General features: G+C 34.7%; 16 protein-coding genes. 11 read left to right on the top strand and 5 right to left on the bottom strand.

Features of this window, described 5'->3' with window-relative positions; translation table 11 throughout:
- Positions 1 to 19 precede the first annotated feature (19 nt).
- Complete coding sequence (locus CEP47_RS03480) at positions 20 to 331, bottom strand: DciA family protein (RefSeq protein WP_261920939.1); 312 nt, start codon at positions 329 to 331, stop codon at positions 20 to 22.
- A 162-nt stretch (positions 332 to 493) separates the two neighbouring features.
- Between CEP47_RS03480 and secM the strand changes: the two genes are divergently transcribed.
- The 7 genes from secM (at position 494) to sohB (ending at position 7,969) form a co-directional block, all read left to right on the top strand.
- Positions 494 to 826 carry a secA translation cis-regulator SecM gene (gene secM, locus CEP47_RS03485; RefSeq protein WP_261920938.1) on the top strand — a complete coding sequence of 111 codons (333 nt, stop codon included), beginning with the start codon at positions 494 to 496 and terminating at the stop codon, positions 824 to 826.
- 75 nt (positions 827 to 901) lie between these two features.
- Complete coding sequence (secA, locus tag CEP47_RS03490; protein WP_261920937.1) at positions 902 to 3,592, top strand: preprotein translocase subunit SecA; 2,691 nt, start codon at positions 902 to 904, stop codon at positions 3,590 to 3,592.
- A gap of 116 nt (positions 3,593 to 3,708) precedes the next feature.
- Positions 3,709 to 4,725, top strand: coding sequence for a quinone-dependent dihydroorotate dehydrogenase (pyrD, locus tag CEP47_RS03495; RefSeq protein ID WP_261920936.1), 1,017 nt, complete (start codon positions 3,709 to 3,711; stop codon positions 4,723 to 4,725).
- 107 nt (positions 4,726 to 4,832) lie between these two features.
- Positions 4,833 to 5,369, top strand: coding sequence for a cell division protein ZapC (locus CEP47_RS03500; protein ID WP_261920935.1), 537 nt, complete (start codon positions 4,833 to 4,835; stop codon positions 5,367 to 5,369).
- A 34-nt stretch (positions 5,370 to 5,403) separates the two neighbouring features.
- Positions 5,404 to 6,270: an RNase RNM gene (gene rnm / locus CEP47_RS03505; RefSeq protein WP_261920934.1), complete on the top strand. Its 867-nt coding sequence runs from the start codon at positions 5,404 to 5,406 to the stop codon at positions 6,268 to 6,270.
- A 101-nt stretch (positions 6,271 to 6,371) separates the two neighbouring features.
- Positions 6,372 to 6,770, top strand: a complete 399-nt coding sequence (locus CEP47_RS03510; RefSeq protein ID WP_261920933.1) for a cytochrome b562 — start codon at positions 6,372 to 6,374, stop codon at positions 6,768 to 6,770.
- Positions 6,771 to 6,895: 125 nt separating this feature from the next.
- Entirely contained in the window at positions 6,896 to 7,969 is a 1,074-nt protein-coding gene (gene sohB / locus CEP47_RS03515; RefSeq protein ID WP_261920992.1) for a protease SohB, read from the top strand.
- Between the two features lie 98 nt (positions 7,970 to 8,067).
- On the opposite strand, the gene ispA is transcribed toward sohB, so the two are convergent.
- Positions 8,068 to 8,955 (bottom strand): (2E,6E)-farnesyl diphosphate synthase, encoded by an 888-nt coding sequence (gene ispA, locus CEP47_RS03520; RefSeq protein ID WP_261920932.1) that lies wholly within the window; start codon positions 8,953 to 8,955, stop codon positions 8,068 to 8,070.
- Between the two features lie 14 nt (positions 8,956 to 8,969).
- A complete protein-coding gene (gene xseB / locus CEP47_RS03525) occupies positions 8,970 to 9,215 on the bottom strand; it encodes an exodeoxyribonuclease VII small subunit (protein WP_261920931.1) in 246 nt (81 codons plus the stop codon).
- Between the two features lie 170 nt (positions 9,216 to 9,385).
- Between xseB and ppc the strand changes: the two genes are divergently transcribed.
- The gene (gene ppc, locus CEP47_RS03530) at positions 9,386 to 12,022 is read left to right on the top strand and encodes a phosphoenolpyruvate carboxylase (RefSeq protein WP_261920930.1); all 2,637 of its coding nucleotides are present in this window, start codon (positions 9,386 to 9,388) and stop codon (positions 12,020 to 12,022) included.
- Positions 12,023 to 12,122: 100 nt separating this feature from the next.
- Complete coding sequence (locus tag CEP47_RS03535; RefSeq protein WP_261920929.1) at positions 12,123 to 12,671, top strand: PadR family transcriptional regulator; 549 nt, start codon at positions 12,123 to 12,125, stop codon at positions 12,669 to 12,671.
- Between the two features lie 115 nt (positions 12,672 to 12,786).
- On the opposite strand, the gene dxs is transcribed toward CEP47_RS03535, so the two are convergent.
- Together dxs and mdh are read right to left on the bottom strand one after the other, a co-directional pair.
- A complete protein-coding gene (dxs, locus tag CEP47_RS03540) occupies positions 12,787 to 14,658 on the bottom strand; it encodes a 1-deoxy-D-xylulose-5-phosphate synthase (RefSeq protein ID WP_261920928.1) in 1,872 nt (623 codons plus the stop codon).
- A 167-nt stretch (positions 14,659 to 14,825) separates the two neighbouring features.
- Positions 14,826 to 15,761 carry a malate dehydrogenase gene (gene mdh / locus CEP47_RS03545; protein WP_261920927.1) on the bottom strand — a complete coding sequence of 312 codons (936 nt, stop codon included), beginning with the start codon at positions 15,759 to 15,761 and terminating at the stop codon, positions 14,826 to 14,828.
- A 260-nt stretch (positions 15,762 to 16,021) separates the two neighbouring features.
- Between mdh and argR the strand changes: the two genes are divergently transcribed.
- Positions 16,022 to 16,483, top strand: coding sequence for a transcriptional regulator ArgR (argR, locus tag CEP47_RS03550; RefSeq protein WP_261920926.1), 462 nt, complete (start codon positions 16,022 to 16,024; stop codon positions 16,481 to 16,483).
- A 53-nt stretch (positions 16,484 to 16,536) separates the two neighbouring features.
- Entirely contained in the window at positions 16,537 to 17,451 is a 915-nt protein-coding gene (locus CEP47_RS03555) for a TIGR01777 family oxidoreductase (protein ID WP_261920925.1), read from the top strand.
- Positions 17,452 to 17,472 lie beyond the last annotated feature (21 nt).

Genomic DNA, 17,472 nt, shown 5'->3' on the forward strand with positions numbered 1-17,472 from the left:
TTAAACTAGATCGATCGTTTTATGATCGAAAATTAGGATTAATTTTTATTTCTAATTTTTTTATATTAGGGGCAAGTTTCTGGAGAGCAAGAAGTAAGGTGTTTTGTTGAAATAACAGTGCTTGACGAATAACGGCATTACTTGTTTCTAAACTGGCAACATCATCTCGAATATTTGCAAGATGAACCTGATATTTATATTCAGGTGGGATTATTTGCGATAGTTTTTGGTTTATTTCAACAATTTTTAATCCTTTCTCAAAGATATTTGCTAATGAAGAGTTATTCATAATATCTCGGATATTTTTGATTTTCTGTGTTTTTTTAAGCATTTTATACTCTTTCTTTTTAAATTGAGAATAAATTTATCTTGCTAAGTATTAAATTTGCTAATCTAAAGCAATACCTTTGTTATTAACAATGACATTGTAGCGGATTTCTTTTATAATGCAGCAATTCTTTTTAGTATAAAGTTAGTTGTTTAGGATTCATTAATGCAACAAGTAGGATTGGGAAAACAGCAATTTTGGTCTCAACTTTTGTTGGGAATGCTCGCTATCTTTGTTTTTCCTCTGCATACCGAACATAAATTAACCGAAACAACGGAAGTAAATTATACTTTTACGTATGAAAAACGATCTCATCGTTATAACTTACTTGCTGAAAATCTGATTATTTCAACCCAAAGATTGATCAAACAGCAAAATGCTAAATATCGTACGAGTAATTTATCATCATTAAATACCCAATATTTTCAAATTCCAATCAAAATTTATACTAAATTCATTAAACGACAATATAGTATTCGAGCAGGGCCATTTTTTTAACTTGTGTAATTATATGTTTATGAAGAAATTATCTTTATATTATTAATATTATTAACTTAACTGTAAGAAAAAATTATGCTTAGAGCCCTTATAACTAAATTATTTGGTAGTCGTAATGACCGTATTTTACGTCGTTTAAATAAACGTGTTGCCCTAATTAATAAAATTGAACCTGAATTTGTCGCATTAACTGATGATGAATTAAAAGCTAAAACAGGGGAGTTTCGTCAACGGTTACAAGATGGCGAAACATTAGATCAAATTTTACCAGAAGCCTTTGCCACTGTACGAGAAGCCAGTAAACGTGTTTTAGGTTTACGTCATTTTGATGTGCAATTAATCGGTGGTATGGTGTTGAATAATCGTTGTATTGCAGAGATGAGAACAGGGGAAGGGAAAACCTTAACAGCAACCTTACCTTGTTATCTTAATGCTTTGACTGGTAAAGGAGTTCACGTTGTTACGGTTAATGATTATCTTGCTCGCCGTGATGCTGAAACAAATCGTCCTTTATTTGAATTTTTAGGAATGAGTGTGGCTGTTAATCTTCCGGGTATGTTACCTGAAGAAAAACGTCAAGCTTATCAGGCGGATATTACCTATGCAACGAATAGTGAATTAGGCTTTGACTATTTAAGAGATAACTTAGCCCGTTCTCCACAAGAGCGTTATCAACGTCCTTTACATTATGCGTTAGTAGATGAAGTTGACTCTATTTTAATTGATGAAGCAAGAACACCGTTAATTATTTCAGGTCAAGCAGAAGATAGTTCTAGTTTATATATTGCGGTTAATAAACTGATTCCTAAATTGATGAAACAGGATAAAGAGGATTCTGAAGAATATCAAGGGAAAGGGCATTATACCGTTGATTTAAAAACTAAACAGGCACATTTAACTGAACGTGGTCAACTAAAAATCGAACAATTATTAGTTGAAGCTGGCTTAATGGAAGAAGGGGAGTCTTTATATTCTCCTGCCAATATTAGTTTATTACATCATGTTTATGCTGCATTGCGAGCTCACTCTCTTTTTGAGCGTAACGTTGATTATATTATTAAAGATGGTGAAGTGGTCATTGTCGATGAACATACTGGACGAACAATGGCAGGACGTCGTTGGTCGGAAGGGTTGCATCAAGCTATTGAAGCAAAAGAAGGGGTTAAGATTCAAAGCGAAAATCAAACTGTTGCTTCTATCACCTATCAAAACTACTTCCGTTTATATGAAAAATTAGCTGGAATGACAGGAACGGCAGATACAGAAGCATTTGAATTCCAACATATTTATGGTTTAGAAACCATTGTTATTCCAACCAATCGTCCAATGATCCGTGATGATAGAACAGATTTGATGTTCTCTGATGAAAAACATAAATTTGATGCCATTGTAGCGGATATTAAAGATTGTATTGCTCGCCAACAACCTGTACTTGTCGGGACTGTGTCAATTGAAAAATCAGAATTACTTTCTGAAATATTAACCAAAGCAGGCATTAAGCATAATGTTTTAAATGCGAAGTTTCATGCTCAAGAGGCAGATATTGTTGCTGATGCAGGGTATCCCGGGGCTGTTACCATTGCAACTAATATGGCAGGACGTGGTACGGATATTGTTTTAGGTGGTAACTGGAAAGCTGAAGTTGCAAAATTAGATAATCCAACGGAAGAACAAATTGCTGCAATAAAACAAGCTTGGCAACAACGTCACGATATTGTCATGCAAGCGGGTGGTTTACATATTATTGGCACTGAACGTCATGAATCTCGCCGAATTGATAATCAGCTAAGAGGACGTTCAGGACGACAAGGGGATCCCGGTTCATCACGTTTTTACCTCTCACTTGATGATGCATTAATGCGAATTTATCTTTCTGAGAGTCGTTTAAACTTTATGAGAAAAACCTTTACTGATCCTAGTCAGGCGATGGAATCTAAGATGCTAGCTAAGGTTATTGCATCAGCTCAGGCAAAAGTTGAAGCATTTAACTTTGATGGACGGAAAAACTTATTAGAGTTTGACGATGTAGCGAATGATCAACGGCATGCAATTTATGCACAGCGGAATGAATTGCTTGAAAATGAAGATATTAAAGAAACGATTGATACTATCCGTAAAGATGTTTTCAATATGGTGATCGATCAATATATTCCACCTCAGTCTTTAGAAGAATTATGGGATATTGAAGGATTAGAGCAACGTTTGAAACATGACTTCCATATGGAATTACCTATTGCTGATTGGTTAGAACAGGATCATAACTTGCATGAAGAAACTTTGCGTGAACGTATTCTTGAACAAGCGGTTGAGGATTATCAGCATAAAGAAACATTAGTTGGTAGTGAAGTTATGCGTAGCTTTGAAAAAGGTGTGATGTTGCAAACCTTAGATGATCTGTGGAAAGAACATTTATCTGCAATGGATCATTTACGTAAAGCTATTCACTTGCGAGGTTATGCACAAAAAGATCCAAAACAAGAGTATAAAAAAGAGTCATTCCAGATGTTTACTGAAATGCTTGATGCACTGAAATTTAGTGTGATTAGTACACTTACTAAAGTGCAAGTGCGTTCTCAAGAAGAAATTGAGGAAGCCGAACAAGCAAGAATTGCAGCGGCAGAACGTAATGCCAAGCGTATGAAAAATTTAGGTGCTGAAACGTCAGATGATGAAATAGAAGATGGTAAGCCTAAAATTGGTAGAAATGAACCTTGTCCTTGTGGTTCTGGCAAAAAATATAAACATTGTCATGGACGGATTAGCTAATGTATTGGTTTAATCAAATCAAATAGAAAATAAACTGGTGTTTGTTATCACAACACCAGTTTTTTTATCTAAAAAATTTAAATAATTTTCGTAGGCTACTTAAAAGGATAATAACTATGTATCGTTTAATTCGACAAATGCTTTTTCGAATGCAAGCAGAAAACGCACATGATTTCAGTTTAAAAGCATTGCATTATGCAGGGAAATTTCCTTTCAACCGTTGTTTACAACGTTATTATAACGCAGTTGGGCAAAAAAGAACTTGCATGGGAATCTCCTTTAAAAATCCAATTGGATTAGCCGCTGGTGCAGATAAAAATGGAGAAGCTATAGATGGATTTGCAGCATTAGGTTTTGGTTTTATTGAAGTAGGAACAGTAACACCTTTAGCACAAGATGGTAATCCTAAGCCACGTCAATTCCGTTTAATCGAAGCAGAAGGAATAATCAATCGAAATGGGTTTAATAATCATGGTATTGATTATTTAATTGAAAATATAAAAAGGGCAAAATATGATGGCGTGTTGGGAATTAATATTGGAAAAAATACTTTTACTCCCGTTGAGAAAGGAAAAGAGGATTATTTAATTTGTTTAAAGAAAGCGTATTCTTATGCCGATTATATTACTATTAATATTTCTTCCCCTAACTCTCCCGGATTAAGAAATTTACAATATGGGGAATTATTAGATGATCTATTACTATCGGTTAAAAATAAACAAGCTGAACTGAGTCAACAATATAAAAAATATGTACCTATTGCAGTAAAAATTGCACCAGACTTAACTGAAAAAGAATTAATTGCGATAGCGGATAGTTTAAAACGGCACAAAATAGATGGTGTAATTGCAACAAATACCACCTTAGAACGAGGAATGGTTAAAGGATTAAGCAATGCGGAACAACAAGGTGGGTTAAGTGGTAAACCATTACAAAATCTTAGCACTCAGGTAATTACTCGATTATTTGCTGAATTAAAAGGCGATATTCCAATTATTGGTAGTGGGGGCATTGATAGTGTGATAAATGCTCAGGAAAAAATCACCGCTGGTGCAGAATTATTACAACTTTATTCTGGTTTAATTTATCATGGCCCTAAATTAGTTCAGGATTTAATCAAATATATCAAATAATTTTAAAAATTTGTCAAATTAGATATTATTTTTAGATAAATAGTAGATTTTTCTAATTTAAATCAGTAGGATATAGCGGGTTTAATTTAAATAATTAGGTATTTTCAATGTTTTTTGATGAATTATGTAAATGGCAATATGATGCGGACAAAGATTGTCTGACGGTATTATTGTCTTCAAAAAATAGCGTGAAAACAACATTGAAAAAACATCATTTAAATCATATGGGATTACAACAAAATACTTGCGATTTGCCAGATTTTGAACTTTTCTCAGATTTTATGCGACAGTTAGAAGTACTTAATTTTAATTATCGAGATTGTGAAATGTTGGCTTATTCAGCTGTCGCAGCTAACCGCTTTTTAGTACCTAATCAACCAAAAAGTTGGTATTTTCACGAACAAAGCACTTCCTTAGACCCAGAGAATAAACTTGCACGTGCAATGATAAAGCAAGATCGGCGGTGGTGTAATTTTTTAATTGCAGCAATTGATGGTGCAGTAGCAACAGTTTTATTACTTGATAATAGTTTACAATTACCGGGTTTAACACTTTCATTTGGTGAACCTTTTAGAATTTTTACCAATCGTTTAGAAAGTAGTGAAATTGTGACAGCATCACATTATTATCTTCAATCTGCTTAACATTTCTTTTTTAATAGTATCTATTTGATTTTTAATGGTTAGTACTCCTATTTCTCACTTAATTCCCGCTTCACCACGTTATGATTTACATTGTCATAGCACAGCATCAGATGGTATGTTATCGCCGACAGAAGTTGTATTACGTGCTGCTGAATACGGCGTAACAACATTAGCGTTAACCGATCATGATACCGTTACGGGCTTAGGTGAGGCACAAATAGCGGCAAAACAAGTTAATCTAAAGTTAATTAATGGTGTTGAAATCTCAACCCAATGGGAAAATCATTCAATCCATATAGTTGGGTTGAATTTTGATCCTACCCATTCGGCAATGGTCGAATTATTACAACAACAGCAAGATTTACGACAACAGCGAGCAAAAGAGATTGGTGAAAGATTAGCAAAAATTGGTGTTGAAAATGCTTTTTTTGAAGCTTCAGCCTTAACACAGGGAGAAGTAACTCGGGCGCATTATGCACGTTATTTAGTTCAAATTGGTAAGGCAGCGAATCAACAACAAGCTTTTAAGAAATTTTTACGTCAAGGTAAAGTTGCTTATGTTAAGACGGATTGGTGTGATATTCCAACAGCGATTCAAACTATTCACGCCAGTGGTGGTATAGCTGTAGTTGCTCATCCTTTACGTTATCAAATGACTACGAGAAAAATAAAAAAATTATTGTTTGAATTTAAGCAGTGGGGTGGTGATGCTATCGAAGTTGCTGGTTGTGGTCAAACGCAAGAACAACGTCAGTTATTAATTCGTTGGGCAAAAGAAAATGGATTAATGGGATCGGTTGGCTCAGATTTTCACTTTCCTTGCCAATGGATTGAATTGGGTAAGTCTTTGTATTTAAATGAAAATGATCCTGAATTGCCAGTTGTTTGGCAATTATTTTAATTGGTAAAACTGATAAACTAACTATATCTGATTAAATGATTATCTATTATAATTCGCTGGATTTTTTGTTCTCCCAATACCAGAAATTATAAGAGGTAATTATGAATTTAAAACATTCAGCAAAAATATTGTTAGCTTGTGGATTATTATCTTTTAGTGCATTTAATCCAGTAATGGCTGCATCACTTGATCAAGAAATGTACGTGATGCAAACTAATGTAGGTGGAATGCTTAATGCAACTGATGCAAGTTCATTCCTAAAGCATTTAGATGCAATGAAACAAGCTGCAACAGTTTCACTTGATCTTGTTCCTACTAGTTTATTAGGTAAAGCATCAGACAGTGCTGAAATTCAAGATTATAAACATGGTATGCAGTCTTTTATTGATGTTCTTGAACAAGCTGAAACACTTGCTAAGAATGGTGATCTTGAGCAAGCTAAAGCAAAAGCAAGAGAAGTTTTATCAATTCGTAATGAATATCATAAGAAATATCGTTAATTTCATTGGATAAAATGGATTAGATTTGAAGACCGTTTTATTAAAAACGGTCTTTTTCATTTCAGAAAAAATACGGTATGCTATTAAAAAGATTGTAGAATTTAATTTAAAAAAGAGGATTGATGATGTGGTCAGAAATTTTAATTAATTATGGTGTATTTATCCTTGAAATTATCACTTTATTACTGGTTATAGTCGCTATCGCTGGTATTATTCTGGCGGTTAGAAAACAGGATAAAGATAAAGCGGGTGAATTAAAAATCATTGATTTGAAGGAGCAATATCAAGAAAATCAAACTAAATTAAAAAATTTTCGCTTGTCTGAAACAATATTAAAAGCACAGGAAAAACAAGAGAAAAAATTAATTAAAGAAGAAGAAAAAGCTGAAAAAGCACGGTTAAAAAAAGCAACTAATAATTTATCCGAGCCTGAATTAAAAAGTTGTTTATTTGTGATTAATTTTAATGGCGATCCAATGGCATCACAAACTTCTTCCTTAAGAGAAGTAATCAGTGCTATTTTACAGGTTGCTCGCCCTGAAAAAGATGAAGTTTTGTTACGTCTTGAAAGTCCCGGTGGGGTTGTACAGGGATATGGTTTAGCAGCTTCCCAGTTAAAACGCATCAAACAAAAAGGGATTAAATTAACTATTGCGGTTGATCAGGTAGCTGCAAGTGGAGGATATATGATGGCTTGTGTGGCAGATAAGATTGTCTCCGCCCCTTTTGCTATTGTCGGTTCTATTGGTGTGGTTGCACAATTACCTAACATTCATCGTTTTTTGAAAAAACATGATGTTGATGTCGATGTTATGACTGCTGGGGAATTTAAACGCACTATGACGGTGCTTGGTGAAAATACTGAAAAAGGAAAACAAAAATTTCAACAAGACTTGGACAATATTCACCAACTTTTTAAACAATTTGTGGTTGAAAATCGTCCGCACATTACAATTGATACTGTTGCAACAGGGGAGTATTGGTTTGGACAACAAGCATTAGAATTAGGATTAATTGATGAGATTGCAACTAGCGATGACTTAATCTTAGCGGCTATTGAAAATGAAGATAAAGATGTACTTGAAGTTAAATATCATACAAAACGTACGTTAGGGCAAAAATTAGGTAAGCAAGCAGAACAAAGCGTTGATAATTTATTAATTCGATGGTGGCAACGTACACAAAAACCTTGGTTATAAATTTCTCTTTATGTAATAACAAGAGCTACATTTGTGTAGCTCTTACTTAGATAAATATTTTTTACTGAAAGTTTTATCTTTTAACTTTAAATTGATTTTTATTTTTTTCTTTCCACAATGAAACGAGCAAGTTGTGCTAATGGCTGAGTGTTGAAAGGTAAATTAGCTAATAAAGTTAAAGCTTGCTGTTGTAATTCTAACGCTTTTTGTTGTGCTTGTTCTAAGCCTAATAGTTTTGGATAAGTACTTTTATCTGCAATTAAATCAGAGCCTGCTTTTTTACCTATTTGTTCGCTACTTGCAGTAATATCCAAAATATCATCTTGTACTTGAAAAGCTAAACCTATTATTTCTGCATATTGAGTTAGTTTTTGTTCTAATTCAAAATGATTAAAATGAGGAGAGGCATAAAGTCCGAGTTTTACTGCTGCAACAATTAATGCCCCTGTTTTATTACGATGAATACGTTCTAATTCTGCTAATGAAATCGTTTTATGTTCTGAAATCAGATCTAGACTTTGCCCTAAACACATTCCGTTTGCACCAGCAGCTTGGGCTAATGTTTTAATTTGTGCTAATTGTTGTTGGGTGGAAAGTGAAGAATGCGTTAATAATTCGAAAGAAAAAGCTTGTAGTGCATCGGCGGCGAGTATTGCTGTGGCTTGATCAAAGACAATATGGCAAGTGGGTTTGTTACGACGTAACGTATCATTGTCCATTGCTGGTAAATCATCGTGAATTAATGAATAACAGTGCATACATTCAATCGCAGCAGCTGCATAATCAAGGTGGTTTAAATCAGCCCCTAACATACGACCAGTCGCATAAATTAGGAATGGTCGAATGCGTTTTCCTCCTAATAACACGCCATATTTCATTGCTTCAGCCAGTGGTGCAGGTGAACTATCAAAAATAGCTAACTTTTCAGTTAAAAAATGATTAATTCGTTGTTGAAAGGTTGTTAGATCTGATGAAAATTGATACATAATTTTACTTTAGCCTAAAAATAGTCATCTTCTGGTTGATATTGGCTTAATTCACCATCAACATTTTTACTCAATAAAATTTGAACTTGTTGTTCAGCTTGTTGTAAGCGTTCTTGCCCTTGCTGTGCAAGTTGTATACCTTTGCTAAATTGGCTAACCGCTTCTTCTAATGATAAATCGCCACTTTCTAGACGATTAACCACCGCTTCTAATTCTTTTAGAGTTGTTTCAAAATCAAGGTTATTAGTTAAATTATCCATAAAAAATGATCTCTATCAAAAATAATATTGTTTTGAATAAATGTTTGTTATTGTAATGGATTTTTTCTTAGTTTGAAATTTATTTCAAATTGACGAACCTACTTATTTTTTGTTATACCTATCCGCCATAAAATAAGATTAATTTTATTTAATAAAGTAAAGGACAAAAGATGATTGAGCAATATTCAGCAATGCGAAATAACGTGAGTATGCTAGGGTATTTATTAGGTGAAACCATTAGTGAAGCTCAAGGTAGTGATATTTTAGATTTAATTGAACAAATTCGTGTTTTATCACGTAATTCTCGTTTGGGGGATAATTTAGCACGTCAAGAATTGTTAGATACTTTAGCTACAATCTCCGAAGATAATATTATTCCAGTAGCAAGAGCATTTAGCCAGTTTTTAAATTTAACAAATATTGCAGAACAATATCAAACAGTCTCTCGTCATCATCAAGATTGTTCGGAGCAAAATCGTTCTTTAGTTTCTTTATGTCAACGTTTAAAACAACACCCTGAAATTACCGATAAAGAGATTTTACAAGCTGTTGAAGGGCTATTGGTCGAGTTAGTTTTAACCGCACATCCAACAGAAGTAACACGTCGTTCTTTGGTGCATAAATATGTTGAAATTAACAAATGTCTTAGTCGTTTGGAAAATTCAGATTTAACAACATCTGAAGAACAAGAAATTAAACGTCGTTTATTGCAATTAATTGCTCAAGCTTGGCATACAAATGAAATTAGAACGCAACGTCCCACTCCATATGAAGAAGCGAAATGGGGGTTTGCAGTGATTGAAAATAGTTTATGGCAAGCAGTACCAGAATTTTTACGAGAATTAAACCAGACGTTTGAACAGCACTTTTCTCTCTCTTTACCTGTTAATTTAGCACCAGTACGTTTTTCTTCTTGGATGGGAGGGGATAGAGATGGGAATCCGTTTGTTACCGCAGAAATTACTCAACAAGTAATTTATTTAGCACGCTGGAAAGCTGCAGAATTGTTTTTAGGGGATATTCAGTCACTGATTAATGAATTATCTATGTTAGATTGTACGCCGGCATTTAAAGCTAAGTATGGCGAGTATGATGAACCTTATCGAGTTATTACGAAAACTTTACGTACTAAATTACAAAAAACATTATCGCACTATGATACGTTATTAGCTGGAGGCGTACCACAAACGACTGAAAGTGAAATTATCACTCAAGATCAACAGTTATGGGAACCGTTATTTGATTGTTATCAGTCTCTTTGTCAATGTGGTATGCGTATAATTGCGAATGGTTTACTTTTAGATTGTCTCAGACGTATTCGTTGTTTCGGCGTTACTTTATCTCGCTTAGATATCCGCCAAGAAAGTAGTCGCCATACCGCTGCATTAGCAGAAATCACAGAATATATTGGTTTAGGTAATTATGCTCAATGGAGTGAAGAAGAAAAGCAGGCTTTTTTAATTAGAGAATTAAACTCTCATCGTCCTCTAATTCCTCGAGAATGGCAGCCTTCCGAGCAAACAAAAGAAGTTTTAGAAACCTGTAAAGTTATTGCAAAGCAACCTAAGGGTGTTATTTCTTGTTATATCATATCAATGACACAAGCCGCTTCTGATGTATTAGCCGTACATTTACTTTTAAAAGAAACCGGTATTACTTATCATCTGCCCGTAGTACCATTATTTGAAACACTTGATGATCTTGAAGCTTGTGAAAGCGTAATGCGGCAATTATTTGACTTAGAATGGTATTATCAAGCGATTGATCATCATCAGATGGTAATGATTGGTTATTCTGATTCAGCGAAAGATGCAGGAATGTTGGCTGCAAGTTGGGCACAATACCGTGCTCAAGAAGCGTTAGTTAATTTATCGGAAGCACGAAATATTAATTTAACTCTCTTTCACGGACGTGGAGGAACTATCGGACGAGGTGGGGCACCAGCACATGCTGCATTATTATCCCAACCACCAAGATCATTAAAAAATGGACTAAGAGTAACAGAGCAGGGGGAAATGATTCGTTTTAAATTAGGTTTGCCTGCAGTTGCAGTTAAAAGTTTAGATCTATATGCTTCGGCAATATTGGAAGCCAATTTGTTACCACCACCACAGCCCAAAATAGAATGGCGGCAAGCAATGGATCAATTAGCTTTAATTTCATGTCAACTGTATCGGGGGGTAGTCCGAGGTAACCCTGATTTTGTGTCTTATTTCCGAGCGGCAACTCCTGAACAAGAATTATCTAAATTACCTTTAGGTTCTCGCCCAACAAAACGTAATCCAAATGGTGGTGTTGAAAGTTTACGTGCTATTCCTTGGGTATTTGCGTGGATGCAAAACCGCTTGTTATTACCAGCGTGGTTGGGGGCTGGTGCAGCATTACAAACTCTGATTGATCAAGGGCAACAAGCAGTTATCAAAGAAATGTACCAATGGCCTTTTTTCTCAACTCGATTGGGTATGTTGGAAATGTTATTTAGTAAAACTGATTTATGGTTGACAGAATATTACGATCAACGTTTAGTACCTAAACATTTATGGAAATTAGGCGAATCTTTGCGGCAGCAGCTACAACAAGATATTAAAACATTATTATCGCTATCTTATGAAGATAAATTAATGGCAGATTTACCTTGGATTGCTGAGTCAATTAAGCTACGTAATATTTATACCGATCCATTAAACCTATTACAGGTTGAGTTACTCCATCGTATTCGTTCGAATCCACAATCAAATCCAGTGTTGGAACAAGCCTTAATGATTACCATCACAGGGATTGCTGCCGGTATGCGTAATACGGGATAATAATTGAGATTGATAAAACGTCTTGCAGTGTGGGCATTTTTTATGAATTATTAATAAAATTTGACCACATTTTATTTTTTATCTTTGAGGTTACTGCTGTATGGCATTATCGCATACTATTTTAGCCATTTTGGCACATGAAGAAGTGAGTGGTTATGATATTGGCAAGAAGTTTAACCAAACATATGGCTTAATTTGGCACGCATCGCACCAACAAGTTTATCGAGAATTAAGCCTTTTAGAAAAACAAGGGGATATTGTTTTTACTTTAAGAGCCCAAGTTGGCAAACCAGATCGCAAAGTGTATCAAATTACAACACAAGGTGAACAAAATTTACGTCAATGGCTATTACAGACCAGTTTAAAAAGTGGTATTAATCGAGATGAATTTACTTCTCGTTTGCTTGCTGCAATTAAATTTCACCCAGAAAATGCACTTGAAGTTGTGCAAGCGAGAATTGATAGCCATCGGCAAAATATTAATAATATGAGTTGTTTACTAGAAAAGTTAGAAAAAGATCCAAACAAAAAGCATTATGATAATTTGATGATGTTAATTCTCAAAAAGAATTTAAAGCAAGAAAAGCTTAACTTAGAATGGGCGGAACAGGATTTTTTACCTTTTTTAAATGATATTATGAGTTTATAAGAAAAAAGCACAATATTTGTCATTTTTATTCTTTTATCCGAGTTTTTACCTTTTACAAAAAAGAGAGCAATAAAAATTCCCTCTTAAAGAGGGAATTTTTATTTGTATGATCTATCTAAATATGGGTAAGGTATTGGCGAATTTGTTGTTCAATACCGATAGCATCAAGTTTTAATTCAGCCCAAAGCTCAGCTTGAGATCCTTGAGGAATAAAGATATCAGGCAAACCTAATTGTAAAACATTAACTGGTTTCCCATTTTGTTTGGATAATGCTTCTAATACAGCAGATCCTGCACCACCTTGAATCGCATTTTCTTCAAGCGTCACTAATAATTTGTATTGTTGTCTTACGTACTCTAGCATTTCTAGATCTAAAGGTTTGACAAAACGCATATCTATAACCGTTGCATTGAGTTTTTCAGCAGCTTCTAATGCAAAGGGTAATAATGTACCAAAATTAAGGATAGCAATCTCTCGTCCTTCTCGTACTATCTTCGCTTTTCCAATCTCAACACCAGTTAATTGAGTTAATTGAGCACCACGACCTGTTCCTCGAGGATAACGAACGGCAACAGGACACTGGCTTAAATAACCAGTATGTAACATTTGACGACATTCATTTTCATCACTAGGGGTCATCACAATCAGATTAGGAATACAACGTAAGAAACTAATATCAAAAGCCCCTTGATGAGTTTGACCATCGGCACCTACGATACCAGCACGATCAATCGCAAATAAAACAGGTAAATTTTGAATTGCAACATCGTGTATAACTTGATCATAAGCACGTTGCAAAAAGGTAGAGTAGATGGCGACTACAGGTTTATATCCTCCGATTGCAAGTCCAGCGGCAAAGGTTACTGCATGTTGTTCTGCAATGGCGACATCGAAAAATTGATCGGGAAAGCGTTGCGAAAATTCCACCATATGTGAGCCTTCTCGCATAGCTGGTGTAATACCAATAATTTTCTGATCTTGTTCAGCGACTTCGCATAACCAATCTCCAAATACTTTGGAATAGGTGAGTGGTAAATGGGTTTCGGGTAATTTACCACTGATATGATCAAATTTAGGTACACCGTGAAAGCCAATAGGATCTGCTTCAGCGGGGGCATAACCTTTCCCTTTTTTGGTTATAACATGAAGAAATTGCGGTCCTTTTAGTGATCGCATATTTTTTAAGGTGGAAATTAATTCATCTATATTATGCCCATCAATAGGCCCAATATAGTTAAATCCTAATTCTTCAAATAGCGTACCACCGGGAGAAATAAAACCTTTCATATGTTCTTCTGTTTTTTGGATAAATTCCCGAATAGGGGGTAAACCTGACAGAATTTTTTTCCCACTTTCACGCAAAGATGAATAGAAAGAACTAGAAAGTAAACGAGCCAAATGATTATTTAATGCGCCGACATTCTCAGAGATTGACATATCATTATCATTTAAAATGACTAACATATCGGTGTGTAATGCACCTGCATGATTCATCGCTTCAAATGCCATACCTGCTGTAATAGCACCATCGCCAATTACACAGATTGTTTTTCGCCCAAGATTTTCTTTTTGTGCAGCAATGGCAATTCCTAATCCAGCACTAATTGAAGTTGAAGAATGACCAACGCTTAAAACATCAAATAAACTTTCTTCACGCCAAGGGAATGGGTGGATACCATTTTTTTGCCGAATAGTATGCATTTGATCTCGTCGGCCAGTAAGAATTTTATGTGGATAAGCTTGATGTCCGACATCCCAGATAAGTTGATCGAATGGTGTATTAAATACATAGTGCAATGCAACGGTTAATTCAACTGTACCTAATCCAGATGCAAGATGCCCACTACTTTGACTGACGGTTTTTAATAAAAATGCACGTAATTGTTGGCATAATTCACCTAATTGTTCACGCCGAAGTTGGCGAAGATCTTCAGGAGAGTTAATCAACGATAAAAGTGAAATATCTTGCTTAGCGTACTCTTGCATAGTTGTTATTAATTAATATAGAAAAATAAATAGAGATTTTAACTGAAAAAAGCTAAACACAAAATAGTAAAAGACTTTTGAGAATGGTTAATAGATGAAAAATAAACGAATAAGAGATTAGAATCCATTCCTAATAATAAATTATGGGGAATGGATTCAAAATTAAATTAACTATTTACAAATCGTTCGCCTAGTTCTATATCTGCTTGTAAAGTCGATAACATTGCATCAATCGCTTGTTGTTCAAATTGACTTAATGTTCCAATAGGGAGTAATTCTTCAACCCCAAATTTTCCTAACCGTACTGGTTGGGCGAAGAAACGTGCATATTTGCCATCTCCTTCAACATAAGTATATTCCACTACATTTTCACCATTGAGACCACGTAAAAGTGAAAGAGCAAAACGTGCAGCCGCTTGTGCCATTGATAATGTTGCTGACCCTGCTCCTGCTTTTGCATTAACGACTTCAGTTCCTGCATTTTGAATACGTTGCGTTAAGAGCGAAATTTCTTCATCACGCCAATTTACAGCGTGAACTTGTGATAATAATGGTAGGATGGTTACTCCTGAATGACCACCAATAACAGGTACTTGCACTTTATTAAGATCAATATTTTTTAATTCAGCGACAAAAGTCTCAGCTCTTAGCGTATCTAAAGTAGTTACGCCAAACAATTTACGCTTATCATATACTCCTGCTTTTTTTAAGACTTCTGCAGCAATGGCAACAGTGGTATTTACTGGATTAGTAATAATACCAATACAAGCTTGTGGGCAAACTGTTGCAACTTTTTCAATCAAATTTTTCACAATCCCTGCATTAATATTAAAAAGATCTGAGCGATCCATACCGGGTTTACGTGCAACACCTGCTGAAATTAATACAATATCCGTACCTTCTAATGCGGGAGTTGGGTCTTCACCAGCGAACCCTTGTACTTTTACATCTGTTGGAATGTGGCTAATATCAGCAGCAACCCCAGGGGTAACGGGTGCAATATCGTAAAGTGATAATTCTGATTTTGCGGGTAATTGTAATTTTAAAAGAAGGGATAAAGCTTGACCAATGCCACCTGCTGCACCTAATACTGCAACTTTCATTTTCTACTCCTTATAAATGTAAGAATCTATCGCTTAGAATCTACGGTTAAAAATTAACAAAATTTTATGCTTGATAAGTTAGAAATTCAAATGGATAAATTGAATATTGAGAGATATAGCACATTTATTATCAAAAATAAGAGCCTCTTCAAAAATCACTGTAAGGGAAGAATATAGAATTAAATTGCATTTTTATGAATTATTATGCAGAATTTATGCATTTTAGTTGTTAGAACTGGTTAAAATAATGAGATAATTTTATGGAAAATAAACAAGATAATTTAGTATCAGCATTTAAAGCCTTATTATTAGAAGAAAAATTTGGTTCACAAAGTGAAATTGTGGCAGCATTGAATCAACAAGGTTTTAATATTAATCAATCGAAAGTCTCTAGAATGTTGAATAAATTTGGCGCTGTGCGTACCCGTAATACTCGAATGGAAACTGTTTATTGTTTACCAAGTGAATTAAGTGTACCAGCGACAAGTAGCCCTTTAAAAAATTTGGTTTTAGATATTGATGCCAATGATCAACTGATCGTGATTAAAACAACTCCCGGTGCGGCTCAATTAATTGCACGTTTATTAGATTCTATTGGAAAAACAGAAGGGATTCTAGGCACCATTGCGGGAGACGATACCATTTTTGTATCGCCGACGAAAGATGTGAATATTGCTCATTTAATTGAAAATATTCAGACACTATTTGCTAATTCTTTTTAGCCACAATTAAAAAATTTTAACTGCTAGTTTATTCAGATTAGAAAGGAGGCGGTATGAAAATCTTTCTAACAGGAGGAAGTGGGTTTATTGGACGTGCATTAGTGCAAACTTTATTAGCAGAAGGACATCAACTCACTTTACTTAGTCGTAATCCGATCAAAACTCAACAATTGTTCCAACATACTGAACTACTGACTACTGTGGCGAGCTTGGATAATTATTCAAATTTTAATGATTATGATGCGGTGATTAATCTTGCTGGTGAACCCATTTTTGATAAACGTTGGACAAAACAACAAAAAGAACATTTACAACAAAGTAGGGTAAATTTAACTACAACTCTGAGTCAATTAATTAATCAAAGCACCATTCCTCCTAAAACTTTTATTTCAGCCTCTGCAGCAGGTTATTATGGTAATCAACCTCATTTGGTTTTAAATGAACAGAGTAAAAAAGGAAAAGGCTTTACCACAACATTATGCGAAGCTTGGGAAAAAGCTGCATTACAGACAAAGAATAGTCGAGTCTGTTTGGTTAGAATGGGGATTGTTCTAGGTAAAGGTGGTGCATTGGCAGCGATGTTACCTTTATACCGTTATTGTTTAGGGGGAAAACTGGGTACAGGAAAACAGTATTGGGCGTGGATAAGCATAATTGATGTTGTAAATGGATTACTTTTTTTACTTAAACAACCTCACTGTCAAGGTGTATTTAACTTCTGTTCTCCAAATCCTACTCAAAATCAAGAGATCAATACGCTTTTATCTCAGTTATTATCTCGCCCAGCTTGGGGAAAAGTACCTGCTGGGATTTTACGATTTTTTTTAGGTGAAAGAGCCTGTTTATTATTAGATGATCAATATTTATTGCCACAACACTTGTTAGATTGTGGCTTTAAATTTCAATATCCAGAGATAAAACAAGCCTTAACTATCGCATTAGATGAATTTACACCTAAAAACAGTTAGAATTATCAGCTTTTGTAACAA

The organism is Mergibacter septicus, assembly GCF_003265225.1.
GTDB lineage: Bacteria > Pseudomonadota > Gammaproteobacteria > Enterobacterales > Pasteurellaceae > Mergibacter > Mergibacter septicus.